This window comes from Winogradskyella litorisediminis (genome assembly GCF_042675765.1).
Taxonomy (GTDB): Bacteria; Bacteroidota; Bacteroidia; order Flavobacteriales; family Flavobacteriaceae; genus Winogradskyella; species Winogradskyella litorisediminis.
This window is the reverse complement of record NZ_JBHTJL010000009.1, coordinates 494,278-516,213: the sequence shown is the minus strand read 5'-3', so window position 1 is coordinate 516,213 and position 21,936 is coordinate 494,278. Positions and strand designations below refer to the sequence as shown.

The 21,936-nt window shown below is 35.8% G+C and carries 13 protein-coding genes; 7 read left to right on the top strand and 6 right to left on the bottom strand.

The annotated features are described in order from the left end of the window. The first annotated feature begins 56 nt into the window (after window positions 1-56). The 5 genes from ACFQ1Q_RS04555 to ACFQ1Q_RS04535 all read left to right on the top strand — a co-directional run bounded on the left by ACFQ1Q_RS04555 (window position 57) and on the right by ACFQ1Q_RS04535 (window position 5,518). On the top strand, window positions 57-1,244 hold the full coding sequence (locus tag ACFQ1Q_RS04555; RefSeq protein WP_386128435.1) for a PSP1 domain-containing protein: 1,188 nt from the start codon (window positions 57-59) through the stop codon (window positions 1,242-1,244). Continuing rightward, entirely contained in the window at window positions 1,228-1,725 is a 498-nt protein-coding gene (locus ACFQ1Q_RS04550) for a gliding motility lipoprotein GldH (protein WP_386128433.1), read from the top strand. The genes ACFQ1Q_RS04555 and ACFQ1Q_RS04550 overlap by 17 nt, the downstream gene beginning before the upstream one ends. Window positions 1,726-1,727: 2 nt before the next feature. Continuing rightward, entirely contained in the window at window positions 1,728-4,076 is a 2,349-nt protein-coding gene (locus tag ACFQ1Q_RS04545) for a penicillin-binding protein 1A (RefSeq protein ID WP_386128431.1), read from the top strand. A gap of 81 nt (window positions 4,077-4,157) precedes the next feature. Then, the gene (locus tag ACFQ1Q_RS04540) at window positions 4,158-4,859 is read left to right on the top strand and encodes a CoA transferase subunit A (RefSeq protein WP_386128429.1); all 702 of its coding nucleotides are present in this window, start codon (window positions 4,158-4,160) and stop codon (window positions 4,857-4,859) included. Window positions 4,860-4,861: 2 nt separating this feature from the next. Next, a complete protein-coding gene (locus ACFQ1Q_RS04535; RefSeq protein ID WP_386128427.1) occupies window positions 4,862-5,518 on the top strand; it encodes a CoA transferase subunit B in 657 nt (218 codons plus the stop codon). A gap of 329 nt (window positions 5,519-5,847) precedes the next feature. Here the strand turns inward: ACFQ1Q_RS04535 and ACFQ1Q_RS04530 are convergent, their stop codons facing one another. Then, on the bottom strand, window positions 5,848-7,539 hold the full coding sequence (locus ACFQ1Q_RS04530) for an ABC transporter ATP-binding protein (protein ID WP_386128425.1): 1,692 nt from the start codon (window positions 7,537-7,539) through the stop codon (window positions 5,848-5,850). A gap of 253 nt (window positions 7,540-7,792) precedes the next feature. Here ACFQ1Q_RS04530 and ACFQ1Q_RS04525 point away from each other — a divergent pair, with 253 nt between their 5' ends. Together ACFQ1Q_RS04525 and ACFQ1Q_RS04520 are read left to right on the top strand one after the other, a co-directional pair. Further along, on the top strand, window positions 7,793-13,660 hold the full coding sequence (locus ACFQ1Q_RS04525) for an immunoglobulin-like domain-containing protein (RefSeq protein ID WP_386128423.1): 5,868 nt from the start codon (window positions 7,793-7,795) through the stop codon (window positions 13,658-13,660). Window positions 13,661-13,890: 230 nt separating this feature from the next. Further along, on the top strand, window positions 13,891-16,293 hold the full coding sequence (locus ACFQ1Q_RS04520) for a GEVED domain-containing protein (RefSeq protein ID WP_386128421.1): 2,403 nt from the start codon (window positions 13,891-13,893) through the stop codon (window positions 16,291-16,293). 217 nt (window positions 16,294-16,510) lie between these two features. Here ACFQ1Q_RS04520 and ACFQ1Q_RS04515 read toward each other — a convergent pair whose 3' ends face one another. The 5 genes from ACFQ1Q_RS04515 to ACFQ1Q_RS04495 all read right to left on the bottom strand — a co-directional run bounded on the left by ACFQ1Q_RS04515 (window position 16,511) and on the right by ACFQ1Q_RS04495 (window position 21,936). Next, window positions 16,511-17,224: a 3'-5' exonuclease gene (locus ACFQ1Q_RS04515; protein ID WP_386128419.1), complete on the bottom strand. Its 714-nt coding sequence runs from the start codon at window positions 17,222-17,224 to the stop codon at window positions 16,511-16,513. A 10-nt stretch (window positions 17,225-17,234) separates the two neighbouring features. Further along, window positions 17,235-17,591, bottom strand: coding sequence for a hypothetical protein (locus ACFQ1Q_RS04510; RefSeq protein WP_386128417.1), 357 nt, complete (start codon window positions 17,589-17,591; stop codon window positions 17,235-17,237). Window position 17,592: 1 nt separating this feature from the next. Continuing rightward, entirely contained in the window at window positions 17,593-20,013 is a 2,421-nt protein-coding gene (locus tag ACFQ1Q_RS04505; protein ID WP_386128415.1) for a penicillin acylase family protein, read from the bottom strand. Between the two features lie 121 nt (window positions 20,014-20,134). Beyond that, window positions 20,135-21,292 (bottom strand): serine hydrolase domain-containing protein, encoded by a 1,158-nt coding sequence (locus ACFQ1Q_RS04500; RefSeq protein ID WP_386128413.1) that lies wholly within the window; start codon window positions 21,290-21,292, stop codon window positions 20,135-20,137. 8 nt (window positions 21,293-21,300) lie between these two features. Beyond that, window positions 21,301-21,936: a hypothetical protein gene (locus ACFQ1Q_RS04495; RefSeq protein WP_386128411.1), complete on the bottom strand. Its 636-nt coding sequence runs from the start codon at window positions 21,934-21,936 to the stop codon at window positions 21,301-21,303.

Below are 21,936 nucleotides of genomic sequence, written 5' to 3'. Positions count from 1 at the left end.
TTATGAATCCTTCTTTCGGAAAACTTTAGTCTTCCGAAGACAATATAACCTATATTATGGCTTGCAACAGTTGTTCAACTGGCAAAGACGGCCAACCAAAAGGATGCAAAAACAACGGTACTTGCGGCACAGATAGCTGCAATAAACTCACTGTTTTTGACTGGCTGGCTAACATGTCGCTTCCTAACGGACAAGACCCTTTTTTGGGTGTCGAGGTACGTTTTAAAAACGGAAGAAAACACTACTATAAAAACACAGAAAACTTAACACTTAGTATTGGCGATATCGTAGCGACCCAAGCAAAATCCGGCCACGACATTGGAATGGTAACGCTAACGGGCGAGTTGGTGCGCGTGCAGATGAAGCGCAAAAAAGTAGATATAGACGATAAAGAAAACGTTTTAAAAATTTACCGTAAAGCATCTCAAAAAGATATAGATATTTGGTCTGCTGCCAGAGATAAAGAAGAACCAATGAAGGTAAAGGCAAGGCAATTTGCTATTGACCTTAACCTAAAAATGAAAATTTCTGATATCGAGTTTCAAGGCGATGCAAGTAAGGCAACTTTCTATTATACAGCCGAAGAACGTGTAGATTTTAGAGAGCTTATTAAAGTTTTTGCGCGCGAGTTTAGAACGCGTATAGAAATGAAACAAGTTGGCTTTAGACAAGAAGCCGCAAGACTAGGTGGTATTGGCTCTTGTGGTCGCGAGTTATGCTGTTCTACCTGGCTTACAGATTTTAGATCAGTAAGTACCTCTGCAGCACGTTATCAGCAATTGTCACTGAACCCGTTAAAATTAGCAGGACAATGCGGTAAATTAAAATGCTGCCTTAATTATGAACTAGATTCTTACTTAGATGCTTTAAAAGCATTTCCAAAAAAAGATAAAAAATTACAAACTGAAAAAGGAAATGCCGTTTGCCAAAAAACAGATATTTTTAAAGGTTTAATGTGGTTTGCCTATGAAGGCGAGTGGATGAATTGGCATGTGCTTTCTACAGACCAAGCCAATGAAATTATAGAACTAAATAAGCAAGGAAAAAAAGTTGCTAGTCTCGAAGAATATGCTGCTGAACACGCTATAGATACTAAAACAGAGTTCGAAAACGTTGTTGGTCAAGATAGTTTAACACGTTTTGATAGTCCAAAACGCAATAACAAACGTAAAAATAATAAGAGACGAAGTAATAACAACAAACGCCGTAATAGAAACCCGAAAAATAATGCCAAAAAAGACTAAGATATATTTAACGGCAATGCTGTTTTTTTCGATGTTTTTAGCTTGTGATTCAAAGTCGGTTTTTGATGAGTATCGAAGTCTTCCAAATCAATGGAATAAGGATAGCGTTGTTTCATTTAAAGTTGAAGCGCCAGATACGTTGAATAATTACAATTTGTTTATTAACCTTCGTAACAACAACGACTTTAAGTATAGTAATTTATACCTCATTACAGGTTTAGAGTATCCAAACGGAAAGACATTTATAGACACACTAGAATACAAAATGGCTGCACCAAACGGAGAACTTCTTGGCAGGGGTTTTACAGATTTAAAGGAAAATAAGCTCTGGTACAAAGGACACAAAACACCTTTTAAATTCACCGAAATAGGTACATATACTTTCAAAGTTCAACATGCTATGCGTAAGTTTGGAGAAGTTGATGGCTTAGATAATTTAGAAGGTGTTACTGAAGTTGGTTTTAGAGTAGAAAATAATTAATTATGGCTCAAAAGAAAGCTGTGAAAAAGACTGAAAAAACTCAGGATTTTTCAAAATACATAAGTTGGTTTTGGAAATTATTTGCACTAGGTATTTTTGCATTTATCCTCTTGTTTTTGTCTGCTTCTTGGGGTTTATTAGGAGAAATGCCAGATCATACCGTTTTAGAAAATCCTAGAACAAATTTAGCTTCTGAAGTAATATCTTCTGACGGAAAAACCCTCTCAAAATTTTATTTTGAAGATAATAGAACACCAGTAAGTTATGACGATTTACCAAAGGATTTGGTAGATGCTTTGGTGGCTACCGAAGATATTCGATTTTATGAACATTCAGGTATTGACGCTAGAGGCACATTGCGCGCCATTTTTAAAATGGGAAAAGGTGGTGGAGCAAGTACTATTTCTCAGCAATTAGCAAAACAATTGTTTACAAAACAAGTATCTTCAAATAAGCTTGGTCGCGCTTTTCAAAAAGTAAAAGAATGGGTTATTGCTACACGTTTAGAGCGCCAATACACTAAAGAAGAAATTATAGCTATGTATTTTAACATCTATGATTTTAATAACAATGCTGATGGTATCCGTTCTGCATCACGGATTTATTTTGGTAAAGAACCCAAAGATTTAGAACTTAAAGAGTCTGCAATGTTAGTTGGTATGTTTAAAAATTCATCTTTATACAACCCTCGCGAACATAAAAATCCTATTGGGACAAAAAATAGACGTAACGTGGTTTTAGCGCAAATGGCTAAATACGGATATATTACTGAAAGGGTTAGAGACTCACTTCAAAAAACAGAATTAGATTTAGATTATTCACCAGAATCTCATCGTGAAGGTTTAGCAACATATTTTAGGGCTAATTTAGCTGATTTTATGAAAGATTGGATTAAAAAAAATCCAAAACCAGATGGCGAAAAATATAACCTGTACAATGATGGTCTTAAAATTTATACCACAATAGATTATCGTATGCAGAAGTATGCTGAAGACGCTATTGCACAGCATATGCCAAAACTTCAAGCCGAATTTGATAATCAAAACACGCCAGATAGAAATCCTACGGCTCCCTTTCTTGAGTTAGATGAAAAAGAAATTAAAAGCATAATGGAAGTTGGCATGCGACGAAGCGAGCGTTGGCGACATATGAAATACGACTTAGGTAAAGATGATAAAGAAATTATTGCGTCCTTTAATAAGCCAACACAAATGGAAATATTTGCATGGAAAAATGGCAAGTACACAGAGATAGATACTATAATGAAACCAATGGACTCTATGCGATATTACAAGTCGTTTTTACGTCCTGCTATGATGTCCATGGATCCACAAACAGGCCATGTAAAAGCTTGGGTTGGCGGTATGAACTACAAACATTTTAAATACGATATGGTAAAACAAGGTAAACGACAAGTAGGTTCTACTTTTAAACCTTTTGTTTATGCTACAGCTATTGATCAGTTGCAATTATCTCCTTGTGACTCTCTTCCAAGAACACCAATTACCATAGAGGCAAATAAATTTAATAATCCACAAGCGTGGACGACAAGAAATACAGGAGGAAATTACGAAGGCTATCAAACCCTAAAAGAAGCTTTAGCAAGTTCTACAAACACCATTACAGCACGTTTAATGAATGAAATTGGTCCTCAACCTGTGGTAGAAATGGCTAAAAAATTAGGTGTAGAACAGGAGATTTTACCTGTTCCAGCAATTGCATTAGGTACACCAGATATTAGCGTTTACGAGATGGTTGCTGCATATTCAACTTTTGCTAATAAAGGCGTTTATAACAAACCTGTTTTAGTTACACGTATTGAAGATAAAAACGGTACTGTTTTATATCAATTTCAACCAGAAAGCCGTGATGTGTTAAGTGCTGAAGTTGCTTACACAACAATTAATTTAATGGAAGGTGTTGTACAATCTGGTTCTGGCGCACGCTTGAGAGATAATTGGCGAAAAAACCAACAATTCACCAAAGAAATGCTTACGGGTTATCCTTGGGAACTTACAAATCCTATAGCAGGAAAGACAGGAACTACCCAAAATAATAGTGATGGCTGGTTTATGGGTATGGTACCAAATCTTGTGACTGGTGTTTGGGTCGGTTGCGAAGATAGAGCAGCCCATTTTAATAAAACAAAATACGGTCAAGGTGCATCAACAGCGTTACCAATTTGGGCATTGTACATGAAAGCATGTTATGAAGACGAATCGCTAAATGTTTCAAAATCTGAGTTTGAACGTCCTGCAAATTTATCTATTAACGTAGATTGCTCAAAAGCAACTGCAGATAATGACACGATTGACGATAATTCTGATGATGATATTGATATCGATTTTTAATCCTTATTAGGTTTTAGCATTTTTTTGGTAGTTGATTTTAGATATCTTTTGTAATTTACGAAGACAAATAATCAACAAAATATGATTAACAAAGAAGTGGCAAATGTCCATGTTGCACTTGATGGTGTGGCAGATAATATGACTTTAATGCTTGGTGGTTTTGGGCTAAGCGGTATTCCTGAAAATTCTATAGACGAACTTGTAAAAAGAAATGTAAAAGGGCTCACTTGTATTTCTAACAATGCAGGTGTCGACGATTTTGGTCTCGGATTATTACTTCAAGGCAAACAAATTAAAAAAATGGTGTCTTCTTACGTTGGTGAGAATGACGAATTTGAACGTCAAATGCTAAGCGGCGAGCTCGATGTAGAATTAATTCCGCAAGGTACTTTAGCTGAACGCTGCAGAGCTGCACAAGCAGGTTTTCCTGCAGTTTACACACCAGCAGGTTATGGAACCGAAGTTGCCGAAGGAAAAGAAACACGAGAGTTTGATGGTAAAATGTATGTTTTAGAACATGCTTTTAAAGCCGATTTTTCTTTTGTAAAAGCATGGAAAGGTGATGCGGCTGGAAATCTTATTTTTAAAGGTACAGCTAGAAATTTTAATCCAAATATGTGCGGTGCAGCAAAAATTACTGTCGCTGAGGTCGAAGAATTAGTACCTGTTGGCGAGCTAGATCCAAACCAAATTCATATCCCAGGAATTTTTGTACAACGCATTTTTCAAGGGGAAACTTATGAAAAACGAATTGAACAAAGAACCGTAAGACAAAGAAATTAATTATGGCTTTAGATAAAAACGGAATCGCAAAACGTATTGCAAAAGAAGTAAAAGACGGTTACTATGTTAACTTAGGAATAGGTATACCAACTTTGGTTGCCAATTTTGTAAGAGAAGATATAGAGGTAGAGTTTCAAAGTGAAAACGGTGTTCTCGGAATGGGACCATTTCCTTTTGATGGCGAAGAAGATGCAGATATTATAAATGCGGGTAAGCAAACCATTACTACGCTGCCAGGTGCAAGTTTTTTCGATTCGGCAATGAGTTTTTCTATGATTAGAGGAAAACATGTCGATTTAACCATTCTTGGTGCAATGGAAGTTGCACAAAACGGTGATATTGCCAATTGGAAAATTCCTGGAAAAATGGTAAAAGGAATGGGCGGCGCTATGGATTTAGTGGCAAGTGCCGAAAATATTATCGTTGCCATGATGCATACAAATAGAGCAGGCGCATCAAAATTATTAAAGCAATGTTCGTTACCATTAACTGGTGTTGGTTGTGTAAAAAAAATTGTGACTAATCTTGCAGTTATTGAAGTAACTAAAAAAGGTTTTAAACTTTTAGAACGAGCGCCAGGTGTTTCTGTGGAAGAAATTAAAAATGCAACAGAAGGTCATTTGATTGTTGATGGTGATGTGCCTGAAATGAATATATAATTTTATTACTGATTAAATTTTAAGCCACTTGAGAGTGGCTTTTTTGTATATAAACATTGTGAAATGTTAAAATTTAATGTATTTCAACGATTAATAATGTATTTAATCGTTATTATTGAAATTTTGTTTCATATTAGCAGTCCCAAATCTATGTTACCAAATTTACCATAAACTTAATTTATGATTTGTCCCCAAATCTATCATAAACTTAACTTATGAATACAAAACCAAATCTACCAGAACCTACTTTTGAAGAAAAACCTTCTAAACTAAAAAATACGCTCCGATTGATTTCGGGCGTATTTTATTTAACTAAAAAAGTTTTTTTTCTATAAACCTTTTGGTATAGCGTCAATAAGTTTTTTAGTATATTCTTTTTTTGGATGACTATACACTTGGTCTGCTTCGCCTAATTCTTCAATCTCACCTTTATTCATCACCAACAATTGGTCTGCCATATATTTTACAACGGCCAAGTCGTGCGAAATAAAGATGTAAGTAAATCCAAAATTTTCTTTCAGACTATTTAATAGGTTTAAAACTTGTGCTTGCACGGAAATGTCCAACGCCGAAACCGATTCGTCACAGATAATCAATTTTGGTTCTAAAGCAATTGTTCTTGCAATTCCAATACGTTGACGTTGTCCACCAGAAAATTCATGAGGGTATTTGTAAAAATCAGTTTCAGATAAGCCAACATGTTTCAAAATCTCAATAGCTTTTTCATTTCGCTCTTTGGATGTATTACAAATTCCATGAACCTCCATTGGTTCGGTTATGGCTTTTCCAACGGTTAATCTTGGATTTAAAGATGCAAAAGGATCTTGAAAAATAATTTGAATATCTTTTCGTAAACTACGTAAGGGCTGAGACTTTAAATTCGAAATATCTTCACCTTTATATTTAATGATTCCATCTGTAGCTTTATCTAATTGTAAAATGGCATTTCCTAAAGTTGATTTTCCGCAACCAGATTCTCCTACCAATCCAAGAGTTTCACCTTCATAAACTTTAAAACTGACTTGGTTTACAGCTTTAAATTCTGTTTTTGGTTGAAATAATCCTTGATAAGAGAGGTATGTTTTTTCTAAATCTATGATTTCCAAAAGAGGCGCTTGTGCGTATAATTTATTGTGATGCCTTTTACGTTCTTCTTTTGAAATTACACTAGTATTAATCGTTTCATTTATAAAATCAGAGACTGTTGGTAATTTTTTTAAACGCGTGTCTAACGATGGACGAGAATTTAATAATGCCTTTGTGTATTGATGTTGTGGAGAATTAAAAAGACCCTCGACATTCGCTTGTTCAACAATTTCTCCTTTATACATTACCGCAACTTTATCTACTAGTTCAGATACTAAAGCCAAATCGTGAGATATAAAAAGAATGCTCATTTTGGTTTCTTGTTGCAACGTTTTTAATAACTCCAAAATCTCCTTTTGTACCGTGACGTCTAATGCTGTTGTTGGCTCGTCGGCGATTAATAATTTTGGTTTACACGAAATAGCCATAGCAATCATAACACGCTGCTTTTGTCCGCCAGAAATCTCATGCGGATACGCGTTAAATGCACGTTTTGGGTCGGGCAATTTTACACGTTCAAATAGTGAAAGTACTTCAGCTTTTATTTCAGATTTACTGAGATTGGTATGTCGCTTTAATAATTCTGCGACTTGCCTACCACATTTCATAGACGGATTTAAAGAACTCATCGGCTCTTGAAAAATCATTGCTATTTCGTTTCCTCTTAAATTTTGAAATTCTTTTTCTGAAATTGAGGACAAATCTTTTCCTTCAAATTCAATTGAACCATAAGAAATTTCTGATTTCTTCTTAGGCAATAATCCCATTATAGCTAATGAGGAAACAGATTTACCTGAGCCAGATTCACCCACTATCCCTAGAATTTCATTTTTAGAAATATCAAATGAAATACCATGTATAACTTCTGTCTTCTTCTTGCCAGAAATAAAACTGATGCTGAGATTTTTTACATTAAGAAGTTTGGAATTTGACATACGTAAATTTAGGTAATCTTCTTTAAAATATACCCAAACTTTTAAAAGTTGGATTAATCTGATAAACGACTGATAATAAACAAAGTATAAATCATTAAAATATTTAATGTTTAATAATTTGACATTTTATTTATTAATTTGACAGCGTTTTGTCGAAAACACTGATAATATTATTGTGTGTTAACATAATTTTAATATTTTCACGCGTCTTGTAAATTTATAAGACATAGAACTCAAAATCTTTTTTATACAGATGACTAAAAATTTACGCTTCCTTATTGGTGGAATAACAGTAATGTTGTTGGCCATAGGTACATTTACTTACGTATCTAAAACTCAAGAAATTAATTTAACTTTAGAAGAACAACGTGCTGCACATGCTAAAATTGTAGCAAATTCACCTTTTAAAGAAACTCTAACTTGGGATAAAAAGAAACGTAAACAGGCGGGTTTACCTCCTAATCGCTATTTTGAGCAAATGTGGGAGTTATCTATTAATCCAGCTACAGGAAAATTAGACAACGATGAACTTAATGTAATTAGAGAAAGTCTTAGAGCAGAAAGACAAGCTCAACGAAATCCTGGTGAAGTGGGTAACGCTTGGGAAGAAAGAGGTCCAAATGACATTGGTGGTCGTACACGTGTTATTATGTTTGATCCAAACGACTCAAGCAACAACACAGTATATGCGGGTGGAGTTAGTGGTGGACTTTGGAAAAACACTAATATTACAAACACAAATTCTTTATGGACACGTGTGCAAAATGTTCCTGGGAATTTAGCGGTAACATCAATTACTGTTGACCCAAATAATTCTAACCGTTGGTTTGTTGGAACAGGAGAACAATATACAGCTGGAGATGTTGTAGGAAATGGTGTTTATGTAACCACTGATGGTGGAAATTCTTGGAACGCTTTAAATATTCCTGCTGCAGGTTCTGCAACTTTCGATTTTAGTGCTACTAATTTATTTCTATCAGGATTTTTCTATGTAAACGATGTTTTGGCTTGGAATAATAATGGCAACACAGAATTATTTGTTGGTGTTGGTGCTCAAATTTATGGAGACGCATCAAGTCCAAATAACTATTTAGGATTACAAACGGCAGGATTATATCATTCAACAGATGCCGGCGCAACTTGGAATAGGATAGAGTCTGCAAACATGGAAGCAAATACATCAGGTGCTAATACATATTATGTAATACCAAATGATTTAGAAGTTGGTGCTGACAATAAGCTTTGGATGGGATCAATCTCTAATGCTTTTGGAAGTGGAGGCGGAAGAGTATATAGTTCTTCAAACGGAACAACTTGGACAGAGGCAGGAGCTTCGCCATTAGCAGATTCTAATCGTGTTGAGCTAGAACCATCAGCATCTAACCCAAACAAGTTATATGCTTTAACGCAAGGCGCTGGCGCCGCACCAGTTCATATTTACAGTACAACTAACGGTTTTGGAAGCATTTCTTCTACAAGCCTACCTAATGATGCAGACACAGGTATTCCTGCTAATGATTTTTGTAGAGGTCAAGCTTTTTATGACTTGGTTATAGAGGCTGATCCAAACAATGATAACATTGTTTACGTAGGTGGTATTGATTTGTTTAAAAGTACTAATAGTGGTTCCTCTTGGTCACAATTGTCACATTGGTACGGCGGATTTGGTCAACCTAATAATGTACATGCCGATCAACATTCAATAGCTTTTGGTAACAATTCTTCGTCTCGTATGTTATTTGGTAATGATGGTGGTGTGTATTACTCAGGTAATGCTGGGTCTACAATTACTAAACGCGTCAATGGATACAACGTAACACAATATGTAAAAGCTGGAATTGGTCCTGACGGCCAAGGAAGTTCTAATGTCATATTTACAGCAGGAGCTCAAGATAATGGTTCACAAGGTTTTAGAGGAAGTAATACATCACCAGGTATAAATGGTTCTGAAGAACTAAGTGATGGTGATGGTTTTTACACTTTTGTAGATAAAGACGGTCAGTATTTAATTGCCACTTATGTATTTAATCAAATCTATAGATTTAATTTACCTTGGAATGGACTAGGAAGACGCCAAGGTGGAGCAACAACACTTTCTAGCGATCAATCTTCTGGAGATTTTGTTAACCAAATGGGTTACGATAGTGATGCAAATCGTTTATTGACTAACGCATCTTCAGGTTCTACTTTTAGAATAAAGAGTATAAACGTTGCTTCAAATTCTAGTGGATTTTTATCTAACTCAGCTCTAAATAGTAAACCAACTGCATTTGGTGTTTCTCCTTTTGCAAATAACACATGGCATGTAGGTTTAGCTAACGGTGGACTTTTAAGATTAACAAATGTTACAAATTCAAGCGCAACATTTACCACAATTAGCACACCATTTGTTGGTGCAGTATCTTCTGTAAGATATGGAGAAACAGCCAATGACATTTTTGTTACTATTCATAATTATGGTGTAACAAGTGTTTGGGCAACTTCTAATGGTGGCTCGTCATGGCAAAATAAAGAAGGTGATTTACCAAATATTCCTGTTAGAGATATGCTTCAAAATCCTTTAAACAGAAATGAAGCTATTTTAGCAACACAATTGGGTATTTGGTCAACAAGTAATTTTAATGATGCAAATCCATCATGGTCTCAAGCTTATAATGGTATGAGTGATGTAAGTGTTACATCTCTCGATTATTGGGCAGTCAATGGCGATGATAATAACAATCAAATTATAGCGTCAACTTATGGTCGAGGAGTGTTTACGGGTAAATTTACATCAACAACTGTTGCCGATACAGAAGCACCTTCAGCACCAACTAGCTTAACAGCATCAAACACAACGCAAAGCACAACTGATTTAAGTTGGGCAGCTTCTACAGATAATGTAGGTGTTTCAGGTTATGATGTTTTAAGAGACGGTGCAGTTATTGCTTCAGTTTCTGGGAATACAACTAATTACCAAGCTATAAGTTTGTCGCCAAACACCTCATATGCATTTACTGTGAGAGCAAACGATGCAGCTGGGAATCAATCTGGATTGAGTAACGTAGTAAACGTGACTACTGATGCACCAGACACAACGGCACCATCTGTTCCAACAAGTTTATCAGCTTCAGGTGTTACAGCTACTTCAGCTAATTTATCTTGGACAGCTTCAACAGATAATGTTGGTGTTGCGTCTTATGATGTTTTAAGAGATGGTGTCGTAGTCGGAAACTCAACATCTACAACTTTTGTAGCAACAGGTTTAACGGCTGAAACACAATACAGTTTTTCAGTCGTGGCTAAAGATGCCGCAGGAAATACATCTGGAGCTAGTAATGTGGTTACTATCACAACAGATGCAGTGCCAATTACGTATTGTGCATCTCAAAGTTCTAATGTAAATGACGAATACATTTCTAGAGTTCAGTTAAATACCATTAACAATACATCTGGCGCTCAATTTTATTCAGATTTTACATCGATTTCTACAACATTAACAAAAGGAAGTCAATACACGGTAACAATTACTCCAACTTGGACAGGCACTTTATATAACGAAGGCTATTCCGTTTGGATAGATTATAACCGTGATGGCGATTTTACAGATGCAGGTGAGCAAGTATTTACAGCAGCACCTTCTCAGACAACTCCAGTCACAGGTAATTTTACAGTACCAGCTTCTGCAAGTGAAGTTTCAACACGTATGCGTGTAACTATGAGTTATAATGCAAATGTAGATTCGTGTGCTTCATTCACTTATGGTGAAGTTGAAGATTATACGATTGTAATTGAAGGTCAAGGTCCAGATACAGAAGCACCAGTTGTGACTTTAAACGGCGCTTCAACAATCGATTTAAATGTCGGAGAAGCTTATAACGAATTAGGTGCTACAGCAACAGATAATGTTGATGGAAACTTAACATCAAGCATCGTAACATCTGGTACAGTAAATACAAATGTTGCAGGAACTTACACCGTAACTTACACAGCAACGGATGCTGCTGGAAACTCTGGTTCTGCAACACGTACAGTAAACGTTATTGCAGATACAACTGCTCCAGTGATTACTTTAAATGGTTCAGCAAATATTACTTTAGAGTTGCAACAAACCTATAACGAGCAAGGTGCAACGGCAACTGATAATGTAGATGGAAACCTTACTTCTAGTATCGTAATATCAGGGACTGTAAACACAAACGTTGCAGGAACATATACAGTAACATATTCTGTAAGTGATGCAGCTGGAAATTCAGCAAGTACTTCGCGTACGGTTACTGTAAATCCAGATACAACGGCACCAGTAATTTCATTAAACGGCGCAGCGACAATTAACTTAAATGTTGGCGATACTTATAATGAGTTAGGCGCAACAGCAACAGATAATATCGATGGAAATTTAACTTCGAGTATTGTAACTTCAGGTACAGTAAATACAAATACTGCAGGAACATACACTGTAACATATAGTGTTAGTGATGCTGCTGGAAATTCAGCAAGTATTTCAAGAAGTGTTGTGGTGAGTGCAGATACAATTGCGCCAATAATTACGCTTAATGGTTCAGCGACAGTAAACCTTACAGTTGGAGATGCGTATTCAGATGCAGGCGCAACAGCGTCAGATAATATTGATGGTAACTTAACGGCGAGTATTGTTGTTTCAGGTTCAGTAAACACAAATGTAGCTGGTACATACACATTAACGTATAATGTAAGTGATGCGGCAGGAAATGCAGCAACTCCAGTAAGCAGAACTGTTAATGTAAATGAAGCAGCGAATGGTTGTTCTGGCGGAATTTCAACATTCCCATATGCTGAAGGTTTCGAAGGTGGAATCGGCGCTTGGACACAGTCTAATGCAGATGATATAAATTGGACAGTTGACGCTAACGGAACACCAAGTAATAATACTGGTCCATCGAGTGCAGTTCAAGGCAGTAATTATATTTATGTTGAAGCCTCAGGAAACGGAACAGGTTTCCCTAACAAACGTGCGATTATCACTTCACCATGTTTTGATTTATCAAGTGTAACAGAAGCAAATTTCAGCTTCAAATATCACATGTTTGGTTCAACAGATGGAGGTTCAGTAGATTTAGAAGTCACTAATGATGAAGGTACAACTTGGAGGAGCTTATGGAATCAAACAGGAAACCAAGGCAACCAATGGTTAGCAGTAAACATTGATTTAGCTTCTTACTTAGGAAGTGGAATTCAGTTACGTTTCAACAGAATCACTGGTGGTACATGGCAGTCTGACGTAGCCATTGATGATATTAGCCTAACTGAAGGTGTACCAACAACACCATCTTGTTCTGGTGGCGTAAGTTCTTTCCCATACACACAAGGTTTTGAAGGTTCAATCGGTGATTGGTCGCAAAGCAGTACAGATGATTTAAACTGGACGGTTGATGCCAACGGAACACCATCAAATGGTACAGGACCATCAAGTGCTATTCAGGGCAATAGCTACATTTTTGTAGAAGCTTCAGGAAATGGCACAGGTTATCCAAATAAGCGTGCAATTATAACTTCGCCATGTTACGATTTATCGGCTCAGTCTGGAGCAACATTCACATTTAATTACCATATGAATGGTGCAGCAGATATGGGAAGTATTGCCTTAGAAGCTAGTAATGATAATGGTGCAAGCTGGACGACTTTATGGAGTGAAACTGGCGATAAAGCCAATGCTTGGCTTTCTCAAAGTGTAGATTTATCCGCATATACTGGTAATAGTGTACAATTAAGATTCAACAGAGTTACAGGTAGTACTTGGCAAGCAGATATTGCGTTAGATAATATTAATTTATCGGCTGGACCAACAACAAAAGCTGAAGAAGTTTTGGTTGACCTTAATGATGATATTCAAACTATTGAAAACTCTGTTCGTTTCTATCCGAATCCAGCATCATCAACTGTAAATGTTGGCTTAGGTTTAGATATGCAAAACGGACCAGTAGATATGACTTTACAAATTTTTGATTTAACAGGTAAAATGGTAAATCGAGTGCAATGGTCAGTAAGTGATACAACTTCAGAAAAGCAAATAAATATTTCAAACTTAAATAGTGGTATTTATATGTTGAGTATCGAAGGTTCTAATGGCTTCAGAAAAACACAAAAATTAATGAAGAAGTAATTAAAAATGTAATTAAAAAGAAAAGCTCAGACTAGTAATGGTCTGAGTTTTTTTTATGAAAACTATTCTTCTTGTAAGATAATTCCTCAATACTGTTACGGTAAAACCGTAATGAAATTTTAATTGATGTTTTTGGTCGAAAACAGCGATAAATGTTATTTATTTTAACAGTTTTTTAATAGTTTCAAACACGAATTAACTAATTAATTACTAACTCCTAATTTTTTTACATGAAAAACAAATTTACTCTATTACTATGTTTCCTTTTAGTAGGAAGCCTATTTGCTCAAGAGCGTAATTGTTCTACAATGGAAAATCTTGAATATCGCTTAAGCAAAAATCCAAATCTAGCCAGAAACATGGCGCAAATTGAAACCTTTACTCAAAATAAGGTTGCCGAAATGGAAAACCAACGCATTGATGGTAACATCATTACACTGCCTGTAGTTGTTCATGTCCTTTATAGAAACAGTACAGAAAATATTAGTGTGGCACAAATAGAATCGCAACTAGATGTGCTAAACGAAGATTTTAGACGTACAAACCCAGATGCAGATAATGTTTGGTCTCAAGCAGCAGATACAGAAATTCAGTTTTGTTTGGCTTCTGTTGACCCGAATGGAAATTCAACAACAGGTATTACACGTAAATCTACAACTCGAAGAAATTGGGGGACAAGTGATGACATGAAACGCGCGTCTACCGGAGGTATAGACCCTTGGAATACAAGTGAATATTTAAACATGTGGGTTGTACCACAAATGTTAAACGCTCAAGGAGGAACAATTTTAGGATATGCTCAATTTCCTGGAGGCAGTGCAGCTACCGACGGTGTTGTCATGGGTTATAATTATTTTGGACGTGTTGGAGCAGTTTCTGCACCGTTTGATGGCGGTCGCACAACAACTCATGAGGTTGGTCACTTTTTAAATTTACGTCACATTTGGGGCGATTCTAATTGTGGAAATGACTTTGTAAGTGATACACCAACGCACCAAACTTCTAATGCAGGTTGTCCTGCAGGTCGCGTATCTTGTGGCTCTACAGATATGTATCAGAATTATATGGACTATTCTAACGATGTTTGTATGAATTTATTCACAAATGGACAAAAAGCTAGAATGCGTGCACAATTAGCACCTGGTGGCTTTAGAAGAAGCTTGGCTTTATCAGATAAATGTGGCGGCGGAACAACACAACCATCATGTACAGATGGCGTTCAAAATGGAGATGAAACTGGTGTAGATTGTGGTGGCTCATGTACACCATGCCAAACAGGCAACCAATACTGCGCATCTCAAGGAAACAGCGTAAATGATGAGTATATTTCTCGTGTTCAAGTTGGAAGTATAAATAATACTTCTGGAGCACAATTATATTCAGATTTTACAAGTATTTCTACAAACTTAAATAAGGGTTCTAACTACACAATTACAGTTACACCAACGTGGACAGGAACTGTTTATAACGAAGGTTACGCCGCTTGGATTGATTATAACGATGATGGTGATTTTTCAGATTCTGGAGAACAAATTTTCTCTAGAGCAGCAACCAACGCGTCTTCTGTAAACGGAAGTTTTACAGTACCAGCAGGAACAGCAAATGGTGAAAAGCGTTTGCGAGTATCTATGAAATATAACGGTACACCAACAGCTTGTGAGACATTCCCTTATGGAGAAGTTGAAGATTATACAGTAAATATTACTACCGGAAGTACGCCAATAGGTTGCTCTGGAGCAGTAACGTCTTTCCCGTATTCCGAAGGCTTTGAGTCTGGGTTAGGTGCTTGGACACAATCTACAACAGATGATATTAATTGGACAGTAGATGCCAACGGCACACCTTCAAGTGGAACAGGACCATCAAGTGCAAGCCAAGGTTCTAATTACATTTTTGTCGAAGCTTCTGGCAATGGAACAGGATTTCCAAACAAACGCGCCATTTTAAATTCGCCATGTTTTGATTTAAGCAGTGTTAGTGCAGCTAATTTCAACTTTAAATACCATATGTATGGCGCAAATGATATGGGAAGTATCTCTTTACAGGTAAGCACAAATAATGGAAGCACTTGGTCGACAATTTGGAGTCAAACTGGCAACAAAGGCAACTCTTGGTTAGATGCTAATGTAGATTTAAGTGCTTATGTAGGAGGTGAAATTAAACTAAGGTTTAATCGTTTAACAGGTTCTACATGGCAAGCAGATATCGCAATTGATGCGATTAATCTAAGCCAAGGTTCAGCAGATAAATGTGCTGGTGTACCAGCTTATGTAAGCGGTCAGTCGTATTCTCCAGGTGACCAAGTTGTTTATCAGAACACCTTGTATGAAAGAACGTCAACAGGTTGGATTAACCTAGGAACATGTGGTACACCAAGAGTATCAGAATTGCGTACTGTGGACTATTTAGACCCTAAAATTTCTATATATCCAAACCCAGTTAGTGGTAATACTTTATTTGTAAAATCAAATATCGAAGACCTACCATTTACAGTTCTTAATATGTTAGGTCAGCAAGTAGCTAAAGGTACATCTGCAAATGGTGTAAACGTAAGCAGCTTAAAATCTGGTTTATACATGATTCAGTTTACTGTAAACGACAATGTTGAAACCCTTAAGTTTATCAAAAAGTAATTTGAAACTTTAGAAATAATTAAAGCTCAGACGAGAAATTGTCTGAGTTTTTTTTTGGTAAATATTTGGAGAAAACCAAAAATAGGCTGACCCTATTCAATCTGCTTCGCAGAATTTCATACTTGCCGTTCTATCCTTTTTTGCAGGCTTTTTCTAATATTAGTTTTTATGTAGTAGAGTTTCTAAATACTTTCTATCAATCAACAATTTCTAAGATTTAAATATGCTTTATCTCGTTATCATGTAGCAATTCATCACCACGTAAACGTAAAAATATTTGTGCTACAGCAATAGTATCTTTCTCGCAATAGGTAATAATGCGGTCTATATTTTTTTCTTTGTAATACACGTCGCAAACTTCACTACCATCAATATCATCTTTAGGCGAAGGAATACCCAAAACATTGGTCAATAACTTTAGCGACGTATAAGTTTTATAATCGCCAAATTTCCATAGGTCTAATGTATCGAGATGAGGAACTTCCCAAGGTTTTTTTCCGAACAGATTCAGTTTGTAAGGCAATTCAATATTTTGAATAATCATTCGTCTCGCTATATACGGAAAGTCGAATTCTTTACCGTTATGCGCACAAAGCAGATGTTTTTGTTGACTAAAATGCGAAATCAGTAGGTTTTTAAAATCTTTTAGAATTTTATCTTCATCGCCATAAAAGGAGGTGACTCTAAAGTTGCGGATATCACCTTCCATTTTAAAATAACCAACAGAAACACAGATTATTTTTCCAAATTCTGCCCAAATGCCAGCACGGTCGTAAAATTCTTCGGCCGTAAATTCATCACGTCTCTGGTATTTAGATTTTGCTTCCCAAAGTTGTTGTTTGGTTTTGTCTAAGTCCGAAAAATGTTCAGTTTCTGGAACGGTTTCAATATCTAAAAAAAGAATATTTTCGAGATTGAGTTTGGCAATCATAGCGCATAAGTTATTTGGATTTCAATACTAAAGATAATTGTTTTCCAAATAAAGCCGAAACGCCAGATGCAAGACCACCAATGATTCCAGTAATTAAAATAAGTAAATAAGCGTTTTCACCAATCGTTAATAATACGCCTATTTTTTTTGCTAGAATAAAATCGTTGGCACTACTTAAAGACCAAGAATAAATAATCCAAAACAAGGCAATTGCTAAAAACGGTACAAGAAACACAGCAAAACGTTTAAGAGGTATTCCTAAAGATGAAATAAAGCTCGCTAGCATTACAGACCACCAAGGTAAAAATTGTGATAAAATGATGGCTAAAATTATGGTTATTATGAAGTTGATGCTATTTCGTTTCATGTTATTTAGCTGGCTTTAAAGTTTGTGTAGATTGGATTGAAGTGGAGTCACTTTCAGACTGCAAAAAGTTAATTTCAAAATAGTTTCCTTTTGCCCAATCGTCAATAAAATTATCGTAATATTTACTGCCTGGATTTCCTGATTGTCCTCCTGGATAAATACCAAAACCTTTTGGTTTATCACCCATTTCTACAATCATTCGCCATGAAGGTCCGTGATTTCGAGTCGTGGCGTTTACGGTGTTTCCGTCGCCACCAATAGGAATATTTCTTACAGAAAACGCTGGTAACGCTTGTAGCAAATGCCCAACATAAGTTTTCTTATAATTTGCCCAATCGTAATCGCCATTTTTTTCAGCCCATTTGTTTAATTTTTCAACGGTTTCTTTGAAGGATTGCTGAATTAAATCCTTTGCCGTTTCTTTCTCTGGCGTATCCAAAACATCCATAAATTCATCGTTAGGATGATTTTTCAACATATACATATATTGGTAGGTGAATGGATAAGCAAGATTATTTTCTTCAACATCAAACTCATCCCAGATTAGGTTGTAAAGACTATTATTCCAACTCGAAAATAAACCTGGCGCTTTACTATCAATGTGATTATCAAAATCCCAATTTTTCAAAATGGATAAAGCCTCTTTTTCGGCTTTATTTAATTCTGAAGCATCTAAATTTTCAATTAAATATGGCACAATTTCCTTTGCTTTTAAGTTGAAATTATTGTTTTGTAAATCTTTAAAATCCTCAATATTCAACTTTTCTTTCGACCTTAAAAAATTATTTATAATTCGCGAACGGTAGGTATCATAACCATCATTAAAAACATAAAACGGGTACATAGAATCTGTTGGATGCTGATTAGCAGAACTTACAAAACCACGCTCAGGATTTTTTGTGTTGGCATTATATTCTGAAGGAATAAAACTTTTCCAGTCATGGTCAGGGTTACTACCATCCATTAAAAATTTGCCTTGGCCTTTCCATTTATTTGGGAATTTACCTTGAACCCACATTGCAATATCTCCAGTTTTTGATGCAAAAATGAAATTCTGTGCTGGTGCAACGTGATTTTTTATGGCGTCTCTATAATCGTTATAATTTTTAGCACGGTTCAGTTTGAAGAATAAATCTGTAAAATTATGCCCAATATGTCCAGCCCATTTCATAGCGTACCCTTTAAGCTCGTTATCGGTTTTAAAACTCTGGTCATAACTTACTGGACCGTGATGTGTATAAAATACTGAATCGATAAAGGTTTCCTTGCCTTTAATTTTAATTTCTTCAAGCCTCAATGACGTTTCTTTCCATTGGTTATCGTATTTATATTCAGTGCGACTTTCATCTTTAAAATCGATTTTATACCAATCTTTTACGTCTCGTGTAGCATTAGTCACGCCCCAGGATATATCTTCGTTAAAACCAATAATTACGCCCAAAGCACCTGGTAAAGTGGCGCCATAAACATTATGTTCTGGCGTAGACAATTGCATCACAAACCAAATGGAAGGTAGATTTAAACCTAAATGTGGGTCACTGGCTAAAATAGCATTTCCTGTCGCAGATTTTTTAGGTGCAACCGCCCAATTGTTACTGCCGTTGTTTGGATGTGGTTTGGTCATGATTTCCGTTACCGAAATGGTATCATCTGCCATTTCGCTTTCTGGAATTTCGGTCATTTTTGTATCGATGTAATTCCAATCCGTTTCTTTAGGAATTACTGGATCGATGATGTTATAGAAATCTGGAAATAGTAAATCAAAACGTTTTTTCCCGAATTTCCTAATGGTATTTGTAAACTCCAAATCGTCATCGCCACCACAAAGCATATCTGTCATATACATCAATAAATGCATAGTTTTTTCTACGGTCCAAGCTTCGGGTTCGTAACCTAATAATTTATATTCTACAGGATAATTTTCTGGATTTAAGGTTGAAATATAAGCGTTAACACCATTGCTGTATGCCTCAAGTAATGCTAAAGCTTCTGGGTCTTTTTTTACTTCTTTCAAACTGTTTTCTGCACCAAATAGCATCCCTTTTCTGCGTTGTTGGCGGTCGTAATCTAAAGCACCTTCGCCAATAATTTCAGATAATCGACCAGCTGCAGCATAGGTTTGAAACTCCATTTGCCACAAACGGTGTTTTGCCGTAATGTAACCCTGGGTTTTGTATAAATCTGTATCGTTTTTTGCAAAAATATGCGGAATTAATTGTGCATCATAATGCACGGTCACAACATCTTCTAAACCATTAATGGCAATCTCACCAGTGGTAATTTCATCACCTTCGTTTTGCCAAATGCCTTGGTTGGGTGCGAGGAATTTTCCTAACGCAGGAATCTCTCCAAATTTGTTGTTGAGTCCGTAAAAAACGGCTGCGGTTATGGCTGCGATTATTAGGAGTTTTAGGTATTTCATAAGGAGCTAATTCTAATTATGCTGTAAAATACAAAAAATGCTGTCTCCTCAAGCGTACTCGAGAGGTTTTAGTAATCACAGCTTTAAGGTTTCGACTGAGCTCAACCAAAAAGAAAATCTGTTATTCCTCAAGCATTTTATAACCTTCTTCAATATACAAACTAATATCATCTGTAAAAGTTTTAGCATTGAGATTATCTGGCGATTTTTGATGGCCTAAACGTATGATAATAACATTGTCTTCCGGTTGTACAAAAACGTATTGCCCTAAGTGTCCGCGCATCATAAAAAAGTCTTTTCCTAGATGATTTTTAAGCCACCAACCGTAACCATATTCTGGACTTTCAGGAAAACGTGGTTTTACAGATTTAGCCACAAAAGCCGAATCTAATATCTGTTTGCCATTCCATTTTCCATGGTCTTTGTAGAGTTTTCCAAAACGCGCGAAGTCTTTTGCATTACTGGCTATACAACAATAGGCTTTTACCAAATCGTGGTCGTCACTATCAACTTGCCAAAGGGTTTCGTTTTCGCTGCCAAGTGGTTTCCAAAAGCTTTCTTCAAAATAATCGTATAGTTTTTTGCCTGTGGCTTTTTCAATAATCATAGCGAGCATTTGCGTATCGCCACTTGCGTATTTAAAGGCTTGTCCAGGTTGGTTTACAACTTTAAGACCGTTCATCACTTTGGCCAAATCGTCATCAAAATAAGCACGTGTTGTAATGCTTAATGGTGAATAATAGGCTTCGTCCCAATTGGTGCCAGAAGCCATACTACTTAAATCGCCAACGGTCATTTTCGCTGCTTTACCATCGCAAAATGCAGGAAGAAAATCGCAAACAGGCTGGTCTAGACTTTTTATATGACCTTCCATAATGGCTTTCCCCATTAAGCCAGACACATAACTTTTTGCCATTGAAAAGGAGTTGGATTTTGAATCTTCGTTAAACCCATCGTAATAGTTTTCAAACCAAATACTGTCATTTTTTATGATGACATAAGCAATCGTTCCCCAATCTTTATTGGCTTTTGCTAAACGGTCTGTTTCTTTAGCTGAATTATAATCAATATGATTTGGCCAAGGTTGCGGATTATTACTGGCTTCAATTTCTTGGTTATCGAAGTGTTTGTAATCTTCTAAATAAGCTGTGGTATGACCTTTTAAATAAATTGTTCTTACAGCTTTCAGTAAATAATCTGTATCAGTGATGTAGAGAATAGCTATTAACAATCCAAAGAATATGACTAGGAATTTAAGTAGCTTTTTTAGGAATTTCATATAAAAAATTAATTATAGGTTTGTTTAATTTCAGCAAAACGATTTTTGATTTCGAGCAGTTCAAAAATCAATTTAATTAATAAAAATGGAACAATAGCAACAATAGTTTTATAACTGCCAAATTCTATTGGATTGTTGCCCATTTTTCCGTTAATAATTGCCCATAGAAATACGCCTAAAATTAAAGAAACATGCAGCGTGATGAGTCCTTTAGAAAAGATAGAATGTGCTGGTGCATTAAGTGCCTTTTTGTACGATATAAAATGAAAAACTTCCCGAAGCAAAAAGCTAAACACGCATAGATTAAAAAGCGAATTTTTAAAGAAAATAATACTAAAATTTGTAATAACTGCATCTTCGGTTTTCCAATCAATCATTAAACCAAAAAACACCAAAATAAATATCAAATAAATAAATAACATAAAAAATCTCGAATGGCTGAGTTGTTTATATACTTCAGGATTTTCTATGTTTTTTCTATTGAAATAGAAGTTTATGAGGTCGAAAATGGTTTTTATAAATTCATCTATCCAAAACAAATAAATGAGATAAAACATGGTAATTTTACCATCTTTAAGTGCAATTAAAGTGATGATAGTAAAGGCTACCAAAGAGATAATTTCTGTCCATTTGTAACGTTTCAT

What these genes read in the sequence shown, in the direction of transcription:
- ACFQ1Q_RS04545 (WP_386128431.1), top strand. Translation starts at nt 1,728, where the DNA reads ATGGCTCAAAAGAAAGCTGTGAAAAAGACTGAAAAAACTCAGGATTTT.
- ACFQ1Q_RS04535 (WP_386128427.1), top strand. Translation starts at nt 4,862, where the DNA reads ATGGCTTTAGATAAAAACGGAATCGCAAAACGTATTGCAAAAGAAGTA.
- ACFQ1Q_RS04515 (WP_386128419.1), bottom strand. Translation starts at nt 17,224, where the DNA reads ATGATTGCCAAACTCAATCTCGAAAATATTCTTTTTTTAGATATTGAA.
- ACFQ1Q_RS04495 (WP_386128411.1), bottom strand. Translation starts at nt 21,936, where the DNA reads ATGAAACGTTACAAATGGACAGAAATTATCTCTTTGGTAGCCTTTACT.
- ACFQ1Q_RS04530 (WP_386128425.1), bottom strand. Translation starts at nt 7,539, where the DNA reads ATGTCAAATTCCAAACTTCTTAATGTAAAAAATCTCAGCATCAGTTTT.
- ACFQ1Q_RS04550 (WP_386128433.1), top strand. Translation starts at nt 1,228, where the DNA reads ATGCCAAAAAAGACTAAGATATATTTAACGGCAATGCTGTTTTTTTCG.
- ACFQ1Q_RS04540 (WP_386128429.1), top strand. Translation starts at nt 4,158, where the DNA reads ATGATTAACAAAGAAGTGGCAAATGTCCATGTTGCACTTGATGGTGTG.
- ACFQ1Q_RS04500 (WP_386128413.1), bottom strand. Translation starts at nt 21,292, where the DNA reads ATGAAATTCCTAAAAAAGCTACTTAAATTCCTAGTCATATTCTTTGGA.
- ACFQ1Q_RS04525 (WP_386128423.1), top strand. Translation starts at nt 7,793, where the DNA reads ATGACTAAAAATTTACGCTTCCTTATTGGTGGAATAACAGTAATGTTG.
- ACFQ1Q_RS04505 (WP_386128415.1), bottom strand. Translation starts at nt 20,013, where the DNA reads ATGAAATACCTAAAACTCCTAATAATCGCAGCCATAACCGCAGCCGTT.
- ACFQ1Q_RS04520 (WP_386128421.1), top strand. Translation starts at nt 13,891, where the DNA reads ATGAAAAACAAATTTACTCTATTACTATGTTTCCTTTTAGTAGGAAGC.
- ACFQ1Q_RS04555 (WP_386128435.1), top strand. Translation starts at nt 57, where the DNA reads ATGGCTTGCAACAGTTGTTCAACTGGCAAAGACGGCCAACCAAAAGGA.
- ACFQ1Q_RS04510 (WP_386128417.1), bottom strand. Translation starts at nt 17,591, where the DNA reads ATGAAACGAAATAGCATCAACTTCATAATAACCATAATTTTAGCCATC.